This window comes from Streptomyces sp. CB01635 (assembly GCF_002803065.1).
Lineage (GTDB): Bacteria > Actinomycetota > Actinomycetes > Streptomycetales > Streptomycetaceae > Streptomyces.
Genome location: NZ_NNBL01000049.1, coordinates 1 through 18,785 on the forward strand (window position 1 = coordinate 1; position 18,785 = coordinate 18,785).

Annotated in this window: 23 protein-coding genes and 2 pseudogenes; 15 read left to right on the forward strand and 10 right to left on the reverse strand. The window is 67.3% G+C overall.

Features of this window, described 5'->3' with window-relative positions:
- Nucleotides 1-90 precede the first annotated feature (90 nt).
- On the reverse strand, nucleotides 91-1,209 hold the full coding sequence (locus tag CG723_RS45075) for a fatty acid desaturase family protein (protein ID WP_100599355.1): 1,119 nt from the start codon (nucleotides 1,207-1,209) through the stop codon (nucleotides 91-93).
- 7 nt (nucleotides 1,210-1,216) lie between these two features.
- On the reverse strand, nucleotides 1,217-2,272 hold the full coding sequence (locus CG723_RS45080; RefSeq protein ID WP_100599356.1) for a ferredoxin reductase: 1,056 nt from the start codon (nucleotides 2,270-2,272) through the stop codon (nucleotides 1,217-1,219).
- Between the two features lie 87 nt (nucleotides 2,273-2,359).
- On the opposite strand from CG723_RS45080, the gene CG723_RS45085 reads away from it, so the two are divergent.
- The 3 genes from CG723_RS45085 to CG723_RS46720 all read left to right on the forward strand — a co-directional run bounded on the left by CG723_RS45085 (nucleotide 2,360) and on the right by CG723_RS46720 (nucleotide 4,847).
- Nucleotides 2,360-3,499, forward strand: coding sequence for a PucR family transcriptional regulator (locus tag CG723_RS45085; protein WP_100599357.1), 1,140 nt, complete (start codon nucleotides 2,360-2,362; stop codon nucleotides 3,497-3,499).
- Between the two features lie 562 nt (nucleotides 3,500-4,061).
- Nucleotides 4,062-4,400, forward strand: a complete 339-nt coding sequence (locus CG723_RS45095; RefSeq protein WP_100599359.1) for a thioredoxin family protein — start codon at nucleotides 4,062-4,064, stop codon at nucleotides 4,398-4,400.
- Between the two features lie 297 nt (nucleotides 4,401-4,697).
- Nucleotides 4,698-4,847, forward strand: a complete 150-nt coding sequence (locus CG723_RS46720) for a hypothetical protein (protein WP_159032720.1) — start codon at nucleotides 4,698-4,700, stop codon at nucleotides 4,845-4,847.
- A gap of 420 nt (nucleotides 4,848-5,267) precedes the next feature.
- Here CG723_RS46720 and CG723_RS45105 read toward each other — a convergent pair whose 3' ends face one another.
- Nucleotides 5,268-5,645 (reverse strand): winged helix-turn-helix transcriptional regulator, encoded by a 378-nt coding sequence (locus CG723_RS45105; protein WP_100599361.1) that lies wholly within the window; start codon nucleotides 5,643-5,645, stop codon nucleotides 5,268-5,270.
- Between the two features lie 283 nt (nucleotides 5,646-5,928).
- On the opposite strand from CG723_RS45105, the gene CG723_RS45110 reads away from it, so the two are divergent.
- The 4 genes from CG723_RS45110 to CG723_RS48855 are packed head-to-tail and all read left to right on the forward strand — an operon-like array spanning nucleotide 5,929 to nucleotide 7,852.
- The gene (locus CG723_RS45110) at nucleotides 5,929-6,834 is read left to right on the forward strand and encodes an NADP-dependent oxidoreductase (protein ID WP_100599362.1); all 906 of its coding nucleotides are present in this window, start codon (nucleotides 5,929-5,931) and stop codon (nucleotides 6,832-6,834) included.
- Nucleotides 6,835-6,852: 18 nt separating this feature from the next.
- The gene (locus tag CG723_RS47230) at nucleotides 6,853-7,041 is read left to right on the forward strand and encodes a Tn3 family transposase (protein ID WP_199842138.1); all 189 of its coding nucleotides are present in this window, start codon (nucleotides 6,853-6,855) and stop codon (nucleotides 7,039-7,041) included.
- Nucleotides 7,038-7,514, forward strand: a complete 477-nt coding sequence (locus tag CG723_RS48850; protein WP_199842139.1) for a Tn3 family transposase — start codon at nucleotides 7,038-7,040, stop codon at nucleotides 7,512-7,514. Before CG723_RS47230 ends, CG723_RS48850 begins: the two co-directional genes overlap by 4 nt.
- Nucleotides 7,511-7,852, forward strand: a complete 342-nt coding sequence (locus CG723_RS48855; protein WP_199842140.1) for a Tn3 family transposase — start codon at nucleotides 7,511-7,513, stop codon at nucleotides 7,850-7,852. The genes CG723_RS48850 and CG723_RS48855 overlap by 4 nt, the downstream gene beginning before the upstream one ends.
- A gap of 32 nt (nucleotides 7,853-7,884) precedes the next feature.
- On the opposite strand, the gene CG723_RS45120 is transcribed toward CG723_RS48855, so the two are convergent.
- The gene (locus tag CG723_RS45120; protein ID WP_234374885.1) at nucleotides 7,885-8,982 is read right to left on the reverse strand and encodes a DNA polymerase III subunit beta family protein; all 1,098 of its coding nucleotides are present in this window, start codon (nucleotides 8,980-8,982) and stop codon (nucleotides 7,885-7,887) included.
- A gap of 335 nt (nucleotides 8,983-9,317) precedes the next feature.
- On the opposite strand from CG723_RS45120, the gene CG723_RS48565 reads away from it, so the two are divergent.
- The 4 genes from CG723_RS48565 (at nucleotide 9,318) to CG723_RS45140 (ending at nucleotide 11,437) form a co-directional block, all read left to right on the forward strand.
- The gene (locus CG723_RS48565; protein ID WP_234374886.1) at nucleotides 9,318-9,584 is read left to right on the forward strand and encodes a recombinase family protein; all 267 of its coding nucleotides are present in this window, start codon (nucleotides 9,318-9,320) and stop codon (nucleotides 9,582-9,584) included.
- A 380-nt stretch (nucleotides 9,585-9,964) separates the two neighbouring features.
- Nucleotides 9,965-10,726 (forward strand): 3-hydroxyacyl-CoA dehydrogenase NAD-binding domain-containing protein, encoded by a 762-nt coding sequence (locus tag CG723_RS48570; protein WP_267893781.1) that lies wholly within the window; start codon nucleotides 9,965-9,967, stop codon nucleotides 10,724-10,726.
- Complete coding sequence (locus CG723_RS45135; protein WP_100599364.1) at nucleotides 10,723-11,004, forward strand: HU family DNA-binding protein; 282 nt, start codon at nucleotides 10,723-10,725, stop codon at nucleotides 11,002-11,004. The genes CG723_RS48570 and CG723_RS45135 overlap by 4 nt, the downstream gene beginning before the upstream one ends.
- 226 nt (nucleotides 11,005-11,230) lie before the next feature.
- A complete protein-coding gene (locus tag CG723_RS45140; RefSeq protein WP_100599365.1) occupies nucleotides 11,231-11,437 on the forward strand; it encodes a GntR family transcriptional regulator in 207 nt (68 codons plus the stop codon).
- Between the two features lie 55 nt (nucleotides 11,438-11,492).
- Here CG723_RS45140 and CG723_RS45145 read toward each other — a convergent pair whose 3' ends face one another.
- From CG723_RS45145 to CG723_RS45155, 3 genes are read right to left on the reverse strand one after another with little or no spacing between them, the layout of a single operon-like run.
- Complete coding sequence (locus tag CG723_RS45145; RefSeq protein ID WP_100599366.1) at nucleotides 11,493-12,344, reverse strand: helix-turn-helix domain-containing protein; 852 nt, start codon at nucleotides 12,342-12,344, stop codon at nucleotides 11,493-11,495.
- Between the two features lie 24 nt (nucleotides 12,345-12,368).
- The gene (locus CG723_RS45150) at nucleotides 12,369-12,905 is read right to left on the reverse strand and encodes a DUF6879 family protein (protein WP_100599367.1); all 537 of its coding nucleotides are present in this window, start codon (nucleotides 12,903-12,905) and stop codon (nucleotides 12,369-12,371) included.
- Nucleotides 12,877-13,137 (reverse strand): hypothetical protein, encoded by a 261-nt coding sequence (locus CG723_RS45155; RefSeq protein ID WP_100599368.1) that lies wholly within the window; start codon nucleotides 13,135-13,137, stop codon nucleotides 12,877-12,879. The genes CG723_RS45150 and CG723_RS45155 overlap by 29 nt, the downstream gene beginning before the upstream one ends.
- A 220-nt stretch (nucleotides 13,138-13,357) precedes the next feature.
- Here CG723_RS45155 and CG723_RS45160 point away from each other — a divergent pair, with 220 nt between their 5' ends.
- Nucleotides 13,358-13,705 (forward strand): DUF6415 family natural product biosynthesis protein, encoded by a 348-nt coding sequence (locus CG723_RS45160; protein WP_100599369.1) that lies wholly within the window; start codon nucleotides 13,358-13,360, stop codon nucleotides 13,703-13,705.
- 354 nt (nucleotides 13,706-14,059) lie between these two features.
- Here CG723_RS45160 and CG723_RS45165 read toward each other — a convergent pair whose 3' ends face one another.
- Complete coding sequence (locus CG723_RS45165) at nucleotides 14,060-14,245, reverse strand: hypothetical protein (RefSeq protein ID WP_234374887.1); 186 nt, start codon at nucleotides 14,243-14,245, stop codon at nucleotides 14,060-14,062.
- An 83-nt stretch (nucleotides 14,246-14,328) separates the two neighbouring features.
- Between CG723_RS45165 and CG723_RS45170 the strand changes: the two are divergent.
- The 3 genes and pseudogenes from CG723_RS45170 to CG723_RS45185 all read left to right on the forward strand — a co-directional run.
- Nucleotides 14,329-14,700 (forward strand): annotated as a pseudogene (locus CG723_RS45170) (SpoIIE family protein phosphatase); the annotation flags it as partial.
- Nucleotides 14,701-15,165: 465 nt separating this feature from the next.
- Nucleotides 15,166-15,378: pseudogene (locus tag CG723_RS48575) on the forward strand (DUF6009 family protein); the annotation flags it as partial.
- A gap of 296 nt (nucleotides 15,379-15,674) precedes the next feature.
- Complete coding sequence (locus CG723_RS45185) at nucleotides 15,675-15,995, forward strand: DUF6087 family protein (RefSeq protein WP_100599370.1); 321 nt, start codon at nucleotides 15,675-15,677, stop codon at nucleotides 15,993-15,995.
- 208 nt (nucleotides 15,996-16,203) lie between these two features.
- Here CG723_RS45185 and CG723_RS45190 read toward each other — a convergent pair whose 3' ends face one another.
- A complete protein-coding gene (locus tag CG723_RS45190) occupies nucleotides 16,204-16,845 on the reverse strand; it encodes a hypothetical protein (protein WP_100599371.1) in 642 nt (213 codons plus the stop codon).
- Between the two features lie 707 nt (nucleotides 16,846-17,552).
- Nucleotides 17,553-18,629, reverse strand: coding sequence for a hypothetical protein (locus CG723_RS45195; protein WP_100599372.1), 1,077 nt, complete (start codon nucleotides 18,627-18,629; stop codon nucleotides 17,553-17,555).
- Nucleotides 18,630-18,785 lie beyond the last annotated feature (156 nt).

An 18,785-nucleotide genomic window follows, 5' to 3' on the forward strand; every position in this document is an offset into this window, starting at 1 on the left:
CACACCGCACTCGGCGGCAACCCGCCCATCACCCGCGTCAACAACCCTGCGGGTCAATACAGCTAGATCCTGCTGAACCAATACCGGGAATCAGGCCGCGACGAGCTCCTGCTCGCGGTCCGGCGTCTTGACCTTGGGCTTCTTGTTCGGCAGCGAGAGCCGGAAGACCTTGTGCCACGCGGAGAACACCTGCTTGGGCAGCGGCCCGGTGACGTACTCCAGCTCGTACTTTTCGAACAGCGCGCGCACCTTCACCGCGACCTCGGCGTAGCGGTTGCTCGGCAGGTCCGGGAAGAGGTGGTGCTCGATCTGGTGGGAGAGGTTGCCGGTCATGAAGTGCATGGCCCTGCTGCCGCTGATGTTCGCCGAGCCCATCATCTGGCGCAGGTACCACTGGCCGCGCGTCTCGCCCTTGATCGACCGGCGCTCGAAGACCTGCACGCCCTCGGGGAAGTGCCCGCACATGATCACCGAGTGGGTCCAGATGTTGCGGACCAGGTTCGCGGTGAACGTGGCGGCGAGCGTGGGGAGGAACGACGGGCCCGACAGCAGCGGGTGGATGACGTAGTCCTTGAGCACCTGCTTGCGGATCTTGCGGCCCACGGCCTTGGCCCGCGCGCGGAACTCCGGGTTGTTGCGGCGGCGCTTGTGCAGGTTCTTGCCGAGCTCCAGGTCGTAGGCTGCGATGCCGTACTCGAAGAAGCAGGCGTTGATGAAGTTCCACAGCGGCTGGCCGAGGTAGAACGGGTGCCACTTCTGGTCCTCGTCGACGCGCATGATGCCGTAGCCGAGGTCGTTGTCCTTGCCGATCACGTTGGTGTACGTGTGGTGCAGCTCGTTGTGCGAGTGCTTCCACTGCTCGGACGGCGAGACGTGATCCCACTCCCAGGTGGTGGAGTGGATCTTCGGGTCGCGCATCCAGTCCCACTGGCCGTGCAGGATGTTGTGGCCGATCTCCATGTTGTCCATGATCTTCGCCACGGACAGACCGGCGGTGCCGATCAGCCACGCGGGCGGGAAGATCGAGAACAGCAGTACGCCCCGACTGACCAGCTCGAGCTTGCGCTGCGCCGAGATGACCTTACGGATGTAGGCGGCGTCTTTCTCGCCGCGGCCGGCGATCACCTCGTCGCGGATCGCGTCCAGCTCGCGGCCGAGCTCCTCGATCTGCTCCGCGCTCAGGTGGGCGGTGGGGTCGATGGCGGTCAAGGTGCTCCTACCGTTCGATGTCGCAGGGGCCCGCCGCGGCGGACACGCAGGTCTGGATGAGGACGCCCGGCTCGGCCTCGGTGATCTCGCCGGTGCGCAGGTCGCGTACGGCGCCCGCCTTGAGCGGCGTGATGCAGCCGAAGCAGATGCCCATGCGGCACCCGGAGGGCATGAGCACGCCGGCCTCCTCGCCGATGTCCAGCAACGGTGTGGCGCCGTCCGCGTCGACGGTCTTGCCGGTGGCGCTGAACGTGACCTCGCCGCCGTCGCCGGTGACGACGATGCTGGGGCGGAAGCGTTCGGTGTGCAGGCGCTCTTGTACGCCGTGCTCGGTCCAGTGCTCTTCGGCGGCGTCGAGCAGGCCCGCGGGCCCGCAGGCCCAGGTCTCGCGCTCGGCCCAGTCGGGCACGAGTTCGTCGAGGCGGGCGATGTCGAGCTTGCCGTCTGTGTCGGTGTGCACCTCGGTGAGCCGCAGCTTCTTGTCCGCGACCAGGTCGTGCAGTTCGTTGCGGAAGATCACGTCTTGCGGCTGTGGCGCGCAGTGGACCATGACGACGTCGTCGAACTCGGTGTCGCGCAGCATGCCCATCACGGGCGTGATGCCGCTGCCGGCCGTCAGGTAGAGCACCTTGGCGGGCTTGGCTTGCGGCAGCACGAAGTCACCGGTCGGCTGGTCGAGCTGGATCAGCGTGCCGGGTGTGGCCCTGCGGACCAGGTGGTTGCTGACCTTGCCGTCCGGGATCGCCTTCACGGTGATCGTGACGCGGCCGTCCTGGCGGTTTGTCGGTGAGGTGAGGGAGTAGGCACGCCACAGGCGCACCCCGTCGACGTCGACCCCGATCCGCACGTACTGACCGGCCGTGTGGCCGGGCCAGCCCCGTCCCGGCCTGATCACGATGGTCGCGGCGTCACCCGTTTCGGGGTGCACGGCCTCGATGCGCCCGCGCAGGTCTGCGCCCGCACGCAGCGGGCTGACCAGGTCGAGGTAGTCCGACGGCAGCAGCGGCGTCGTGACCATCTCCAGCAGTTTCCACGCCCTGCTGCGGAGGGCTGCACTCGTCATGACTCCAGCTTGCTGCGCCGCAGGGCGTAAAATCTTGACCGCAGGACGTGAATCTGGTCGGCTGAATTGTTCGCAGGGAACAAAAACGTGAGCCATGCAATCCGGAGGGCCAGCGAACTGGCCCTTGATGAGACGACGGTCACCGCACTTCGGGCCGCGCTGAAGAGCACCGCCGACGAGATCGTCCAGGCGATCATCGACGAGGTCCCTCCCTACGCCAACGCTCTTTCGGGCCGCATGGGCGGCACCATCCGCCGAGCCGTCCGCACTGCCCTGGGGCACTACCTGGACCTCGCGAGCGGGATCGCCACGGGCGGCGACGCCGGTGACGCAGCCTACGAGCTGGGCCGCGGCGAGGTGCGCGACGGCCGTTCGATGGACGCCCTACTCAGCGCCTACCGCGTCGGCGCCCGCGTGGCCTGGCGATGCCTGGCAGCGGGTGCCGTACCCGCAGGTCTGCCTGCCGCCGAGGTCGCCAAGTTCGCCGAGCTGACCTTCGCCTACATCGACGAGCTCTCCGCCGCGAGCGCCGCGGGCCACGCCGACGAACTGGCCGCCCGGGGCAGGGCCCACGAGCGCCACCTGGAACACCTGGCCCGCGACCTCCTCGCCGGCGCGAGCCCGGACGTGCTGCTGGCCTCTGTTCAACGGGCCGGGTGGCAGCCTCCGGTTTCGCTGACCGCGGTCCTGCTGCCCGCCGCCCAGGCCTGGCCTGCCTACCGCGCGCTCGACCCGAGCACCCTCGTCCTCGACGATCTGCCGGACGCCACCGGTGTGCTGCTCGTCCCCGATGCCGACCGATCACATCTCTTGCGGCAGCTGACCGACCGCACCGCCGTGGTCGGCCCGGCCCGGCCATGGACTCGTGCGTCCGCCTCGTATGCACGAGCCGTACGCGCGCGCTCCCTCTCCTCTGATATTCGCGACACCGAGGACCACCTGCCCGAGCTGGTGCTGAGCGCCGACGTGGACGCGTTCGCAGACCTGCGTGCCCGAGCTCTCGCACCGTTGCGGGCCTTGCCTGTCGCGACCGCACGGCGGCTGGAGGAGACGTTGCGGGCGTGGCTGTTGCACCAGGGCAGGCGGGACGAGGTGGCGGCGGCGTTGTTCGTCCATCCCCAGACAGTCCGGTACCGGATGTCGCAGCTGCGGGAGCTGTTTCCGGATCTCGCATCGCCACACCGGGTCCTTGAACTGACGCTGGCGGTCGGTCTTGGGGTCAACTGACGCGTACTTCGACCGTCCACGACCGCGTCCGCGAGCGGTCCAGGAATGGTGCCTCGTTCTCGGTGCCATCAGCTGGCTCATGCGGCCCGGGGAAGAGCGGTATTAGCGAGCTGAGACCGGGGGCTGATGTGAAGACCAGACAAGGCCTCGGGAAGCCCGTCGGGGGCGCTGTCTCTGAGAAGCGGGGTGGCGAATACGGCTCGACTGGATCCGGTGGACGATGCGCACCGGCCCGCTCGTCGACGCGCTCATCGAGCATCTGGTCGGCGATCTGGGCATCTATGCCCTGGAAAACGGCTTTCATGTCGTCGTGGAGGGCGCTGTCCTGGCACGAGCTGCCCCACGGGCGCGCGGCGGGCTGCAGCCGGGTGACCGGCGGGGCGGCCAGGCCGGGTCACCAGGGGCGGGGGGTCGGGCCGCTCGCGCCGGGGACCACCGTGGTTCTGCGACGGCTCCGTGCCTCCCTTCCGACAGGTCGACCGGACGACCGACCGGGCCGGCCTGGCACACCGCGCGAGGGATGATGGGGATGGAATGACGGAACGTGAGGTCAGGAGCTTGCATGGCGAAGCGGGTTCACCGACCCCGTGAGGACGCGGAGTTTGATTTCATCCTCGGGATGAGCGGAGTTCCGGTCCTCGCATACTTCACCGGGACATGGCCCAAGGCAATCGAGCCCTGCCGGGTGATGGACCTCGTCGTGGGTGACATCGCCGACGACTACACGGGCCGCCTGACGGTCGTCCGCGCCGACATCACGCGTTGTCCGGCCGCAACTGAGCGATACGGGATCATCGGAGCCCCGTCCTACGTGCTGCTGAAGGAGGGAGAGGCGGTGGCGCACGGCACGGGGCCTATGACCATCGCCGAGGTACGGAACTTCCTGGAGGGCCACCTCTGAGCGGCCGTTGCGGCACGTGGCCGCGACGCCCGTCACGTCTCGTCTTTGGGAGCTGCGGCGCCTGAGGCACCTTGGGGCTGAGACACCCCCACAGGTCATATAACGCCGTCGAGCGCGGTGTTGTCGGGCAAGTCGGCGGCTGCGGCAACGATCTCGGGAAATGCCCCCGTCAGATCACCGCCGGAGCGGGACCGGATCACCTCGCGATCGCCGGGCCACCGGCCCACGAGTGCCCGCTAGCCGTCCCACTTGGGTTCTGCCGCGTGATCCGGCGCGAGCGCGGGATCGGCGGTGGGCGTGGCGAGCATCTACGGCCGGGCGGCGGCCGCCCTTGTTGCCCTTGGCCTCGGCCGCCCTCCGCCCGTCGTAAGTCAGCTCGCGCTGGAGGTCACGCTGGAGCTCCCCGGCGACGGCGAGGGTCTGCACCTTGACATCTCCCCCAGCTGAGGGGGATTCATTCCTCGCGGAGTGAACTTTCTGCTTCATCGACAGCCGCTGCCCCGAATGAACGGCGAGGGACGTTGGTACGCCCAGCAGTCTTACGCCAGCTCCACAGACCTGACATCCCGCCAGCCCGGCGGTAGACCCGGCCAGCTTGGTTATCGCCAGCCGGGCAAGGCCGAGCGTACAAGTCGCGGACGGTGCGGGGACGGGTATCCGCCCACAGGGCGAATACCCGCTCGCTGCCCCGCTCCGCAGGAGTCCGATTCCTCTCCCCCCTGAAGGGCGGAGTATCCACGGAGGATCTCGATGAACTTCACGGTGGACAGCAGCTCCCTGGTGCCGCGGACACCGCTGTTGGCGATTCCCCGAGTCAACACAGAGGTGCGGCTCGTTTGGTGCGGAACGCGTCAACGCAGGTTCGAGTCAGCCGATGGAGGAGATGCCGCCCTCGCGGGCGTCGAGTAGCTCGTCCCAGTGCTCGGCCGCCCATTGGCACGCGGCGGCCAGCGGCTCCAGCGTGCTGCGGCCTAGCGGTGTCAGCGCGTACTCCACCCGCAGTTTCGGGTCGGCGTGCACGGTCCGTGACACGAACCCGTTCCGCTCCAAGCCGCGGAGCGACTGGGTGAGCGACTTCGGGGTGACGCGACTCAGTGGTACGCGGAGTTCGGAGTATCTGCGCGGGCCGTCTTCCAGGCAGCGGAGGACCATGGATGCCCATTTGTCACCGAAGCGGAAAGGCAGCAGCGAGGACGGGCACAGCTCGTCGAACAAGTCGGGTGGCAGCGGTGGCCGTTGCGTCATTGAGGGTCTCCCGTCTCAGGCCTTGGTATCCAGCTGGTTACCGACCTTCTGGATATCTTCCGGAGCATCGACTCAACGGGAGGTATTCCGACGATGGGCGGGATCGTGGTTGTCGGGGCGGGTGGGTGGCTGCCCGACTGCTCGACAACCTCACCGATCCGCACCCGTCCTCCTCTGGCCGGAAGGCAGTCGGCTTGCCGCACCTCAAGTCAACGTCTGACTTGCAGTAACGGGCGCCGAATGAACACCATCATTTCTACCCATAAAGGTAAGGCAGGACATTATGCGTGCAGCCCGCTTCCATGAATACGGCGGAGCGGAGAGCCTGGTGATCGAGCAGGCCCCCGACCCCCACCCCGGACTTGGTGAGATCCGTGTCCGCGTCGCGGCGGCCAGCGTCAATCCCATCGACTGGAAGCTGCGCGCCGGCACCCTGCACCAGCTGATTCCCCTGGAGCTACCCGCCATTCCCGGGCGCGACGCCGCCGGCGTGGTCGACGAAATCGGTGACGGAGTGCAGGGGGTGAGCATCGGCGACCGCGTCTTCGGGCTGGGCGGTGTCACCGGCGCAACCGCAGAGCTGGTCATCCTCTCAGCCTGGGCCCACGCCCCCGACACGTGGAACGATGAGCAGGCCGCGGGCGCCGGCCTCGCGTCCGTGACCGCGATGCGTGGCCTGAACGCGCTCGGCTCCCTGGCGGGGCGCACCCTTCTCGTCGAGGGCGCCGCCGGTGGCGTGGGCAGCGCGGCAGTCGAGATCGCTGTGGCACAAGGTGCCACCGTGATCGGGACAGCCAGCGAACGCAACCACGAGTTCCTCACCTCTCTCGGCGCCGTTCCCACCACCTATGGCCCCGGCCTCGCGGGGCGTCTCTCCGCTCTCGCTCCGCACGGCGTCGACATCGCGCTCGACACCGCGGCCTCCGGGTCCCTGGACGACCTCGTCGCGATCACGGGCGACCCGACACGCGTCGCGACGGTCGCCGACCATGCGGGCGGGCAGCGCCTGGGCACGCATGTGGTCAACGCGGAGAACGACTCCACCCTCCTGTCCGCGGCCGCGGAACTGGGCCGGCAAGGCCGCTACACACCCCGTATCGAACAGACCTACCCCCTGGAGCGGATCGCCGACGCCCACGCGCACGCCGAGCGCGGACGCACACGCGGAAAGATCGTGATCTGCATCTGAAGCGGGGGCACGGCGCAGATGCGCCAGATCCGCCTGCTGCTGGTCATCTACGCGTACGGCACGAACACCGGGATCAAGGCTGTGGCGTCCGGCGGCCATGGCCACACCGAGGACGAACTGCGCTACGTACGCCGCCGCTACCTGTCCGCCGAGGCCGCCCGCGCCATCGCCGTCCAGATCGCGAACGCCACCAGGTGGCCGCGATGATCGAGGGCGCCATGCGGCACGGCACCACGATGGACGTCGAGGCCTACTACACGGACTCGCATGGCCAGACGGAAATCGGGTGGGGCATCACGCGGCTGCTGAACTTCGACCTGCTGCCCAGGATCAAGCGGATCAACAAGGTGAAGCTGTACCGGCCGGTGGCCGGCGAACCGGACGCCTACCCGCAGTTGACCCCGGCGCTGACCCGCCCGATCCGCTGGGAACTCATCACCCAGCAGCACGACCAGATGATCAAGTACGCGACCGCGATCCGAGCCAGGACCGCGTCCACCGAGGCGATCCTGCGGCGCTTCACCCGCAACGCCTCCCACCCCACCTACGCGGCGATGCTGGAGGTCGGCCGCGCGCAGAAGACCATCTTCGTGGCCCGCTACCTGCGGCTTCGGGACCTCCAGCGGGAGATCGAGGAGGGCCTGAACGTGATGGGTCCTCCAACGGCGCGAACTCCGTGATCGCCTTCGGCAAGGGCGGCGAGATCGCCTCGAACCGGCGCGACGAGCAGGAGATGTTCGTGCTGTGCCTGCGGATTCTGCAATCGGCCCTGGTCTACGTGAACACCCTGATGCTCCAGGACAGCCTCGGCGAGCCGGAGTGGGCCGAGCTCCTCACGCCCGCCGACCCGGCGTGGCCTGACCTCGCTGTTCTGGTCGCACGTGCGTCCGTACGGCGAGGTCAACCTCGACATGGACACCCGCCTCGTGCTCGCTGCGGCCACGTTGCCCGGCCCCGCACCGCAGGAGCCGAGTCCAAGGACCACGACAGCAGCGCCTTGAACTCGGCCCCGAGTTGACCGTCAACGGCGACCGAGCGCCCGTCCAGTGGTTAGTTCTCCAGGCGGACAGGCATCAGCATCGAAAAGGTGTCCTCGGTGTCGGTCCGGCGGATCGCCAGGGGCGCCGTAGGGGTGCCGAACTCCAGGATCAGCTGGTCCCGGGCTCCGGCGGCGGCGAGGGCATGCAGTAGGAACTCGCGGTTGACGGCAACGTGGTCCTGGTCGTCGTCACCGTCTTCGCAGACGGTCACCACGCCGTCGGCCGCCACCTTGAGCACGCTGAGGTCACAGGAGACACCGTCCTGCTCGCGCACTTCGCTTGCACGGACGGGGCCGGTTTCCACCGCCTCCCGGAAAGCCCTGACATCGATGAAGGCGCGGTGCCCTGCCGGCAGGCGGACGAGGCGACGGTAATCAGGGAAGTCGTGATCGAGGCACTGGCCAGCCGCCTGACGGTCCCCCGCCTCCAAGGCCACACGGTCACCGTCCACAGTGAGCTGGACGGATGCGTCGTCGCTCAACAGCGCCCGCATCGCGTCGGCGAGCGGGGACGGCACGATGACCTGCACACGAGGCCCGCCATGCCCGGTGGTACCGGCTTGTGCGACAGCCATCCGGTACCGGTCGGTGGCCACGACATGGAGCGCCTCACCCTCGATGTCGAACAGGACACCGCCGAGCATCGGCAGCTCCGGGTCGGTACTGGCGGCGAAACGGACCGCGTCCAACGCAGCGGCCAGCTCAGGCGCGGAGACAGCCAGCCGGACGATGGCGGTGCGGAGCATAGTCATGGGATTCTCCCTGCATTCGAGTAGCGCTCGGAGCGTGGAGAACTCACTGCGGGCATCGGAGAGCCCCAGTGCAAGACGGCGCAGATGTGCCTGAAGCAGCTTCCGCACCAGGTCGGTGTCCGCACTGGACCAGCCGGCCAGTACCAGCCGAATGTCCGCCAACGGCATACCCGCCCGACGCAGCCGGGCCAGCAACCGGGACTCTTCAAGCTGCTCGGGGGCGTACCAGCGGTAGCCGCTCACCGGATCCACCCAGGCCGGGACCAGCAAGCCAGCACCGTCGTAGAACCGCAGGGCGCTCACACTCAGTCCACTGTCCCGGGCCATCTCACCAATACTGCGCATCTCGCTCTCCACACCCAGGACTCTGAGCCCTCTACCAAGTCGAGGGTCAACAGCCGGCCGACTCGAACACTGAACACCATGCGGGAACAGAGGCGAGACCGGCCGAAGGAGGTCGGGCAGGACGAACAGCTCGTGCCGAAATGCGCGCAGGTCAGATATCGCTGTCACAACAGACGGACCAGATCACTTGAGAGGGAACAAACGTTCAGGAATCGACCGATTGATGAGCAAGATCGATAAGCGGCGATGCGCGGCCGGATCGGCACCGGATCATGCCCATAAAACGGTGTCAGAAAGTCGACGTGCTCAAGAACTTGAGGAGCACCGTTTTCTGTACGATCTGGCGGGTGCAGCCACCCCAGGACGACGACACCGCTGATCTCCTCGCACCCGTACCGGCCGTACGGACCGGCAGCCTCGTGGGATACGCACGCGTGTCCACCAAGGGGCAGTTGCTCGACCGGCAGATCCACGCACTCAACACAGCGGGCTGCATCCGGATCTTCTCCGACAAGAATCCCGGCAAGAACGCCGAACGCGAGGAACTGTGGAAGGCCCTCGACTACCTGCGCGAGCCCAGCAGAGCCAGCGCCTTGCTGCGCAGACCGGGATAGATGTTCAGCGGGACGACGCTTCGCCCGTCTTTGTCCGGCGGAAGAACGGCATCTCGACGAACGGGTTGCGCTTGTTCCATTTGATCGACGGCGGACGACCGTTGACCAGCTCCCACCGGTGGTCGGCGAAGCCGGCGAACCGACGGAACGCCTTGCGGACGCCTGGCCGGACAGCCGGTCACGCTGAGCGCCGATCTGGCCGCACCCCGCTTTGCAGCGGGGTGTGCAGTAGGTGTGCCGTGCGGCTGCTTTTTACTGGCGGCCGACACGGCCACCACGCTCTGCGCGAACAGAGAGAAGGACACGAAGGCCGACAGTGCGTCAGTGCGGGGACCCGTGCGCGCCTCGCAGGAGGGGGACCTGTCGACGGGGCCGACTTCGTGCAGGAGGCAGGACCAGAGCGGATCCAGATCAAAGAGCAGATGTTTGCGACCCTCGCCGCGCACACCCGTGACGACGTGATCCTGGCCTCCTCGTCCTCCTCGCTGCTCCCGTCCGCCATTGCGAGGGGAAATCCGGCGGCCGACCGGATCGTGATCGGCCATCCGTTCAACCCGCCGGAGCTCATGCCATTGGTGGAAGTGGTGCCCGGACCCCAGACGTCCCCGCGCACAGTGGACGGGTGGTCGAGGTCCTACCGTGAGCTGAACAAAGTGCCTATCCGGTTGAAGAAGGAGATACCGGGCTTTGTCGGTAACCGACTTGGCACGACGTACGAACCCTGGCCATCGACCTCGCTGCCCAGTGCCTGTACGCCGGTCTGCACGGAGGCAGCATCCACCGGCTGCCCCCGTAACACAAGCTCCGCACGGGCTCGGCGAGCTCGGATGGCAACGCCACCAGCGCCCTGCCAGATGTTCTCCTCTAGAGGGCGGCTCGCGACCGCGCTTGCCCGGGTGCGAGGTGGCACCGCATCACCTACCGTCGGCGGTGGGATGAGCGACAGGACTGCAACCATCCTTGAAGGGCCCCGCGCACCGCTTCGCACGCCGCGCGGGGCCCCTTTTCGTACCGGGGCCGTTCGGCGCAAGAGGCTACGGGGTGCGCGCCTGTTGTCGGTGGCGGGTGACAGCATGGGCGACTTGATCTGTCCCCGCTCCCCGAGCGGGGCTCCCGAGCACGATATTGGAGTACTGACATGATCCGCAGTGAGCTGGTAGCCGCGTTGGCCGAGCGCGCCGAGGTGACCCAGAAGGACGCCGACGCCATCCTCGCGGCGTTTGCCGTGACGGTCGGCGATGTCGTCGCCAAGGGCGATGAGAAGGTCACCATCCCCGGCTTCCTGACGTTCGAGCGCACCCACCGCGCCGCGCGGGAGGGCCGTAACCCCGCCACGGGCGAGACGATGACGATCCCCGCCGGCTACAGCGTGAAGGTGGCCGCGGGCTCCAAGCTCAAGGAAGCTGCCAAGGGCAAGTAGATCCAGAGCACAACAGGGGCGGTTACCCGGACACCGGGTAGCCGCCCCTGACGCTTTCCACGGCACTTCACGACAGGCAGCGACGCCGCCGGCGCGCCTCATCGATCCTGCCCACGTCCCGGCCAGCTCGACCGTTGCCTTCACTCACTGCACCCAGGACAGCGGCCAGTCACCGGGAAACCAGAGCGCCGCAGTCCAGACCCGCGAATGCCTTTAGAGTGACCGGATGGCACGCGGTAGCGACGCTTCCTCCGCCCGTATAGCGGTCGACCTGGCCCTGGCGATACAGCAGGGCAAGATCCCGCCTGGGCAGAAACTCCCCACGCGGCCTCAGTTGGCCCAGACATACGGTGCTGCCCTGCCGACCGTCGGCGCGGCAGTGACCCGCCTGAGCAACGCCCAGCTGATCGAGCAAGAAGGCCCTTCGCCGTGAGCCGGCGTAGCCCCACCCGGTCATCGCCGACCTCCCCAAGTCCAAAGCCACACGGTCAGCCCAGCGCATCAATGGCCTTCACGATCAGCGCTCGCGCGTCCGCGCCGTATACGGCCATGCTCCGCAACTGCTCGAACGCACGCAGATACAGTGCGATCTCCGATGGCTGCGTCACACTGACTTGGGCTGACAGGAGCTCCACGGAAACGAGCGTGTCGTCGTACACGTGGAATACCTCTTGGGGCCACTGGCCGCGTGCTGGCGTGTTCATGGGGATGATGCCCAGGGACACCGCCGGCAGGGCGCCGGCGGTGAGCAGGTAGCCGAGCTGTGCGGCCATCGCGTCGTGATCGCCGAGCTGGTAGTACAGGGCGCCTTCCTCGACGACCAGGACGAATCTGTGCCCGGCCTGGTGGATGATCTGCGATCTCTCCACGCGGGCATCCGCCGCAGCCTCGGCATCGTTGGGAACGTCGAGTAGTTCCGCGTTGATGCTCAGCAGTGCCCGCGCGTATCCCTCGGTCTGGAGCAGTCCCGGAATGAGGGTCGGCGAGTACACGCGAAACAGGCGGGTCGACTGGTAGAGCTGCAAGTAGCTGTCTTGAAGCTGCCGCAGCCCCTGGCGAGTTCGCCGCCGCCACTCCGTGTACAGAGACTCCGCATTGAGAGACGACGCGATCAAGTCCTCGACCTCGCCCACGGCGTCGCAGTGAGTGCACCACAGGCGGATGTCCGTGGGCGAGGGCGGTGTCTTGGCGTGCTCGATACGAGAGACCTTGGCATGGTGCCACCGGCACCGACTGGCCAGCTCAACGACCGTAAGGTCGGCAGTCTTTCGCAGGCCACGCAGTCGGCTGGCCACGGCCTCGCGGGCAGCCTGTGCGGTGGACGACGGGGAGTTGGGCATGAACTGGCCTATCCGGTTCTCTCGTCAGCGGATCTCGTACAGCTCATGAGGCGTCGCCCGGCTCCAGACCGCTTCGAACGCGTCAACACACTGCTTGACCACGGCGGGCTCGGTCCGGAGCTCCAACGGCGGGTCAGCCCAGTTGCCTTCGCCGGTGAAGTGGTTGAACAGGACGCTCGATCCGTCAAAGATCCACAGGTCGCAGCCGGGCAACATCAGGTCGACCGCGCGCCGCCGCGCAAGCCAGCGCACGTCCTCGCCGGCGGTCACGTTGACGCTGGTCCCCGCGTGCTCGTACCGGATGTAGTCCGTCACCGGTTCCGAGACGACGCGCGCCCGGCGGACCTCGACACCACGCGACGTCGCACGGGAGATGAGGTCAACCCAGGGCGCCCAGTACGCGGAATCCGGATCAGCATCGCGCCACCCTGTTTCCTGCCAGTGGCGGAAGTCGTCGGCTTCATCACCCACGCCGTACACGTCGCGCATCTCCAGGTGTACGGCGGAGTGCTCGGCGGCTTCGAACAGGTCGTTAAAGCGCAGCTCGCCGCTCGGCGGCATCGCAAGCCTCCCTCAGCATGGGTACCAGGTGAGCCGGGATACGGATCACGGTTTCATGGGCGGGAATCCCCTTCGCGTGCCCAGGCGCCGTGTTCTCGATGCACTGGGCTCGAGTCGCATCGTCGGCGGTGTAGCTCTGCAACACGATGTCGGCGGTCTCTGTGTCGACCCAAGCGGTCGGGGACCCGCTCTGTCCGGTGTTCGGGTCAATGCCGATGAACTCTAAGGCCATGACTGCTCCTTCCCTGTGGGCGGTGCTGGGATGTGCACCACGGTCACTCTGCAGTAGCCACGAGTCAAGGCCGCGAACGCGCCATCTGCTGAGGCAGATTGATTCTGTGCACATCAGTGCACGGAAGTGGAGCCGCCGCACGGCGTGGCTCTAGCGTCGTGGTCACGCAGCAACGACCACGGCCCGCCAAGGTGCGCGGGCACAGCCCTGCGGAGGCGCAATGCCCACCACCGAAGACGCCCCAGCCACACAGCCGGCCGTCCGGATCCCCGAGCTGATCCAAGAAGCCATGTCGGTTACGCGCACCATCCCCGGCCTCGCTCGCCTGCAAGAGCTCAACCTCGTGATCCGAGCAGAACTCCGGCACCTCATCCCTCGCGTACAGAGCCAGGCCGACCAGATCACCCACGGCACAACGGCGTTCTACGCCCGCGAGCGCGCCATCGCCGACGCCGAGGACGAGCTGTCGCAGGGGCTCAGCCCCAGCCCGCTCGCCGCGGCGCTCGCTGTGGCCGCACTCGGCCGCTGTTTGCGCACCCTCGACCAGTTCGCCGGAGGCGACCAGTGAGCCAGTGGTGCGCGACCGGCGCGCACATGACGGACGAGCCCGTGGTCGTCGGTCAGGTTGAGCGGCCGAGCGGACCACCGTTCGTGCTCTACGGCTGCAAGAGGCATGCCGCTGTGTCGCCGCAGGCCGTGATGCGCAAGACCCTTCGAGACAGAGTGATCGAGTCCGGCTGAGACTCCGCCGCCGGGTGCCGAAGCTTGATCGGCAGCGGGACAGGGCGGGCCGCTCGACGGCCGAGCAGTGGGAGCGGCCCGCCCATTCACGCGAACCCGCGCGCTTCCTGGGCAACAACATGTCCAGATTGAGCTCGTCAGCACCCCGAAGAGCAACTGACGCACTGCCCGCACGAAAGGCTCAATGATCAACGACGTGTGGGTTTTTGCCGATCCAGTACAGGGCGGTGTCGATGTCGCGTGCCGTCCAGTCGTCGGCGTGCTGGTGGCGGTGGTTGAGGAGATGGCCGAGGAGTTGCATGTAGCGGCCGTACCGTCCTGGAGCGTGGGTGAGAGTGAGGCCGAGAGTGTTCAGGGCGTGTTGCACTCGTTGGTCGTAGACGGCCATCCGTTTCGGTGCCGCTGCGGTAAGGGCGGCTGAGGCCATGGCGTCACCGGGACGGAAGCCGGGCAGTGCTGTCCGCCCTGACCGTGTTCTTCTGCGTGGTGCGCGAGCGACACCGACGCCAGCTGGCCCAGGTGCGATCGGTCGCCGAGGCCGCCCAGCACGTCCTGCTGTGGCCACTGCCGGAGCGGATCGGCGCTCTGCGGATCGCCTGCCTGTACCTGGCCGCCGAGGACGAGGCGCAGATCGGCGGTGACCTCTACGCAGCCACCCGCATCATCGGCGGTGTGCGCATCATGATCGGCGATGTGCGGGGCAAGGGCCTGTCCGCCATCGGCGAGGCCGCCCTCCTGCTCGGAGCCTTCCGCGTGGCCGCCCACCGGCACACCTCCCTGCCTGATCTGGCCGTCGCCCTGGAACAGAGCATCACCCGCTACCAAGCAGGGCGGTGGCAAAGCGTTCGCCGGTTTCCTCGGCCGGCTCGAAGTCGGACAGCGGGTGATGTGGTCGTCGTCGGGGAGTTCCAGCAGGGCAGCGGGTGACCGAAGCCTTGCTCCTGGACCATCCATACTGGGAGTCGGCCGGATGGTCACTGCCGTCCCCGTCGCCGATCTCCGGCAGCAGCAACGAGTCCTTCACCGGCATCCTCTACTGCGACGAGCCCGGAAGCCCTCGGTGCGGAACACGCATAGCTCAGGGCATCACTCGGGAGCAGAGCGACCGGCTGGCTCATGCGCTCGGCACGTGGCCCACCACCTGAACCCAGCCCCGTAGCGCGCGAGGTGGCCAAGTGCAAGTACCGAGGTGCTTCCGGAACTCGGCGACATCGTTTCTACCGGCTGCAGACTGCTCTTGGCGCTGACCAACAATCGCTGCTGGATCTCGGCGACAAAGCCAGCCGCCTGTCCCAGGACGCCGAACCCGACCCGGACAGCGGCCTGTACAGGCGCCGCCTCTTCTTCCTCCTCCCGCACGACCGCGACAGCCTCCCCGACGGCCTCTACCAGAACGGCGCGCCCGGCGAAGGAGTCGACCCACGCACGGTTGAACCCACCAAACCCGGTTCCAAGACCCAACGCTCGCAACACGGCCCGGCTATGCAAGCGTCGGCCTGAACCGCCTGGCTGCCTGCTATCCGCTGGACAAGGGCTTCCACGTCGCCGGCGAGGGCGTCCTGGTACGGCGCCGTCCTGTGACTGCCGCTGCCCGGCCCGGGCCGGGCCTTATCCACCGCCACTGACATCGGCCCGCCTGCTGGGCTCCACGCCGCCTTCGAGGCCGCGCGGCCGGGGGCGGAGTGGAGCCCAGTAGTGGCAGCGCGGAGAGTGGCGGTCCCGCACCGGTTTGCGTCGCGTGGTGAAGCGTTCGCCCAAGCTGGCGGCCCGGGGCGCGGCTGCGCCGTCCTGTCGCCGTGGATAGCGAGGAACCGCTCGAGGAGTGGGCGCGCAAGCGCGAGGAGCGCCGCGAACGGGCACGGGGCCGGCTGCGGGCCGTGCCGCTCACGGAAGGACCGCACCGCGGTGCACACGTCGACCCGGGCGCGCCCCGCGCGATCCAGGAGTTCAACGGCACGGAGTGGGTCACGGTGAGCATTGCGGACAGCCTCGAAGCCGCGAAGGCCATCCTCTATCCGCCTGGCCCGGTCGACGAGCAGCCGTTCCCCGGCCCGTCGTTGGGGAAGGGACGGGGGCGGCATCGACGGACCCCTCCGCCGAAGGGCGCTACTTCCTGACGCATGACAGCGGTCGCCCAGCCCGGAAACAGTGCTTGCGTCGAAAGATCTTCAGATGGCCTCTGCCATGGCGTCCTGCGTCAGTCTTTCGGCCGGCGCCGTGATGGGGGGGGTGAGCCCGGTTCTGTGGCCGTCGTTCTCCAGACTTTGATGTGTCTCATGAGACAGAGCGACGGGCGCCGCTGACCACTCAGGGGCGCAGCGCGGTTCAATTCTTGTCGGGTCCGCAGTCCTTCAGCGGCTTGGGCGCCGGGATGCTACTGAACGCCGAGCCCGGCCTGGCAACGACCATCCCCAGCTTGTCGGCGCCTCCGAAGAGGAGCTTCCAGGTGGCCTTCATCCGATCGGTCCCGCTGTCCCGCGTGTTGGGTGTGGCGGCGGGAAGGTCCATGGCCTTCAGCGGCTTGTACCGGTCGCGTCCCCACCGCTGGCCGCGTACGTCAACGAACGAGAACCCGGCGATGGCGAAGTATTGGCTGTTCCCGGGCGCCTGGCTCTGCGGGATCGTGATGATGCTGCATGGCGGCACGTCGCTGAGGTCGAGCAGCTCCTTGTTGCCGCGGTACAGGCCTTCCTGCGTCTCGCCGTCACTGCCCGTCGCTATGCCGATGGTGACTTGGGAGATGGGGTCCAGAGACCGGTTCGCGAAGTAGCCCGTGGTCTTGCCATTCTTGCCGTTCATCGTCCAGCTTGAGACGAGCGAAGCCTGAGACTGGAGTTCCTTCTCGGAGTCCTCCTTCGACTGCGCTAACTGATCTTGGGACGTCTTGACCTGGTAGTAGCCCGTCCAGGCGGAGGCGACAAGACCTCCGGCCGCGACGAACGTGGCGATCATCGTCGCGATCAGCATCCCGTCGCGCTTCTTCCGCTCCGGCGTTGCTGAGGTTCCGTCTGGCGGCTGCGGCGGTGTCCCGACGTTCCCACCGGACTGCGCTGGAACAGGCGGTTTTGCGCCTTGGACCTGAGTCACTGCTGTCTCCGCTACTCACAGTTGCTGGGCGAGTCGGGAGATCCTTGCAGGCATCCGGGGCGGCCGCAGGAGCTTCTACAGAATCTTCAACCCCGACTTCATCGCGACGTGTTTACGGCGGTCGAGCCCCACCGCTATCCCGGAGCCGATGACGCACTCACCATCAAGGACCGTGCCCGGGCGATCGAGGACCGTGCCCGGGCGCAGGTGTATGGAGGCCGCTGATGTTCGGCGTTTAACGTTCAGTGATTTTCAGTGTGGGGTTTTCAGTGAGGACATTGGGTGGTTGAGCTGGGGTTTGTTGCGAGTGTGTGGGGTGTGCTGAAGGTTTCGCGCCGATTTTCCACTGAAGGTGCGTGCGGTATCGGCAGGTGAGTCTTGCGCTGACCTTGTAAGCCACAAAGGGCCTCTGTAGGCGGGGCTGGTTGTGCGCCGCGTGGTTGTCTTTCGGATGAAGCTTCGGGGCGTGTGTCGACGGTCACGTAATTCCCCGTCACCAGCTCCAACTTCCCCACGTACACGTTCGAGTGAGAGAAGCCTGCGAACGCGAGGCGCGCGGCTTTCCTCCTGAGGGTTCCGGCGGCGCTTCAGGCGATGGATGAGCTGCCGTGCTGGCTGATCCGGCGGATCTCCTCCAGTGGGTAGGGGGTCTGCCTGCTCTCCTCCTGGAGTTTGCGGAAGAAGTTCCACATCACCAAGGAGAGCGGCGCATAGCGGGTGAGAATCGTCGCGGCTGCCTCCGGGATTCCGGCGGGATGCTCGCCCTCGGCGCAGGCGCGTATCAGCGCGTCGCGATCGTCCGTTCCGAATCCGTATCCGTACAGGGCGGTGACCAGTCGGTGCACCAGGTACGAGGCGGTGTAGCAGCGGTCGTAGGTGAGGTGCTGGTCGTAGAAGGCGGCCTGGTCCTGTGTCAGGTCGAAGCGGCAGGAGAGCGCGAGGCCGTAGTCCCCGAAGTACAGGCGGTGGCCGTCGGTCAGGATGTTCTCGAAGTGGGCGTCGAAGTGCACCAGCCCGCGGGCGTTCATGAAAGAGGTGCCGGCATCGAGGCCCTGCTCCACCATGGCGCAGGCCCGGTTCGTGGCCCCGTCGCCGGCGCGTATTTGCTGGTCCAGCCACTGGTTCAGGTTCTGCGGGATGTACTCGAGGAACAGCGCGACGCTCGCCGAGGACTGCTGGAGAGCCTCAATCCGGCGGCGTACCCCCGATCCGCCTCCCCAGTAGGCGACAGCTCGTTCCACATCGGCCAGTTCCTGGGGAAGTGGCTGGCCAGGGCCTGGTAGCACACGCCAGTGGTACATCAGCGGGAAACCCTCGTAGTCTCCTGCGATCACCCAATTCGTCGTCATGGCGTGCACGGCCAGCTCCCGCCAGGCTCCGAACCCCGGCGCACCGATACTGCCGATGCCGTAGTGGCAGAAGACCGGCAGCTTGAACAGATTCGCCGTGGAGCGAACGTTCTCCGGCCGTCGTTCCAGATCAGTCAGGGGCACCTGCTTGACGAAGACCGAGGTTCCATCGACCTCCAGCAGTGCTGACTTCCCGCCGATTCCGGAACCGATCGGTGCTGCGGTGTCCACGAGCTCGCGCAGTCTGCGATCACTGCACAGCGCCAGAGATGTGGAGACGGCACCGTGGGCGGCCAGACGCGCACCCCGGGACATGTCAGGGCTCTTCACCTATGCCTCCAGCCAGGCGCCCGCCTCTCGTGCAACCGCTTCAGCGGACACCGCCGCAGGCGCTGTCACAACCCTCTCAGGTCGGACGACGGCCATCCCCCTTCTTTCATCACAGCCGGAATCCTGTCCGATGAAGCTGAC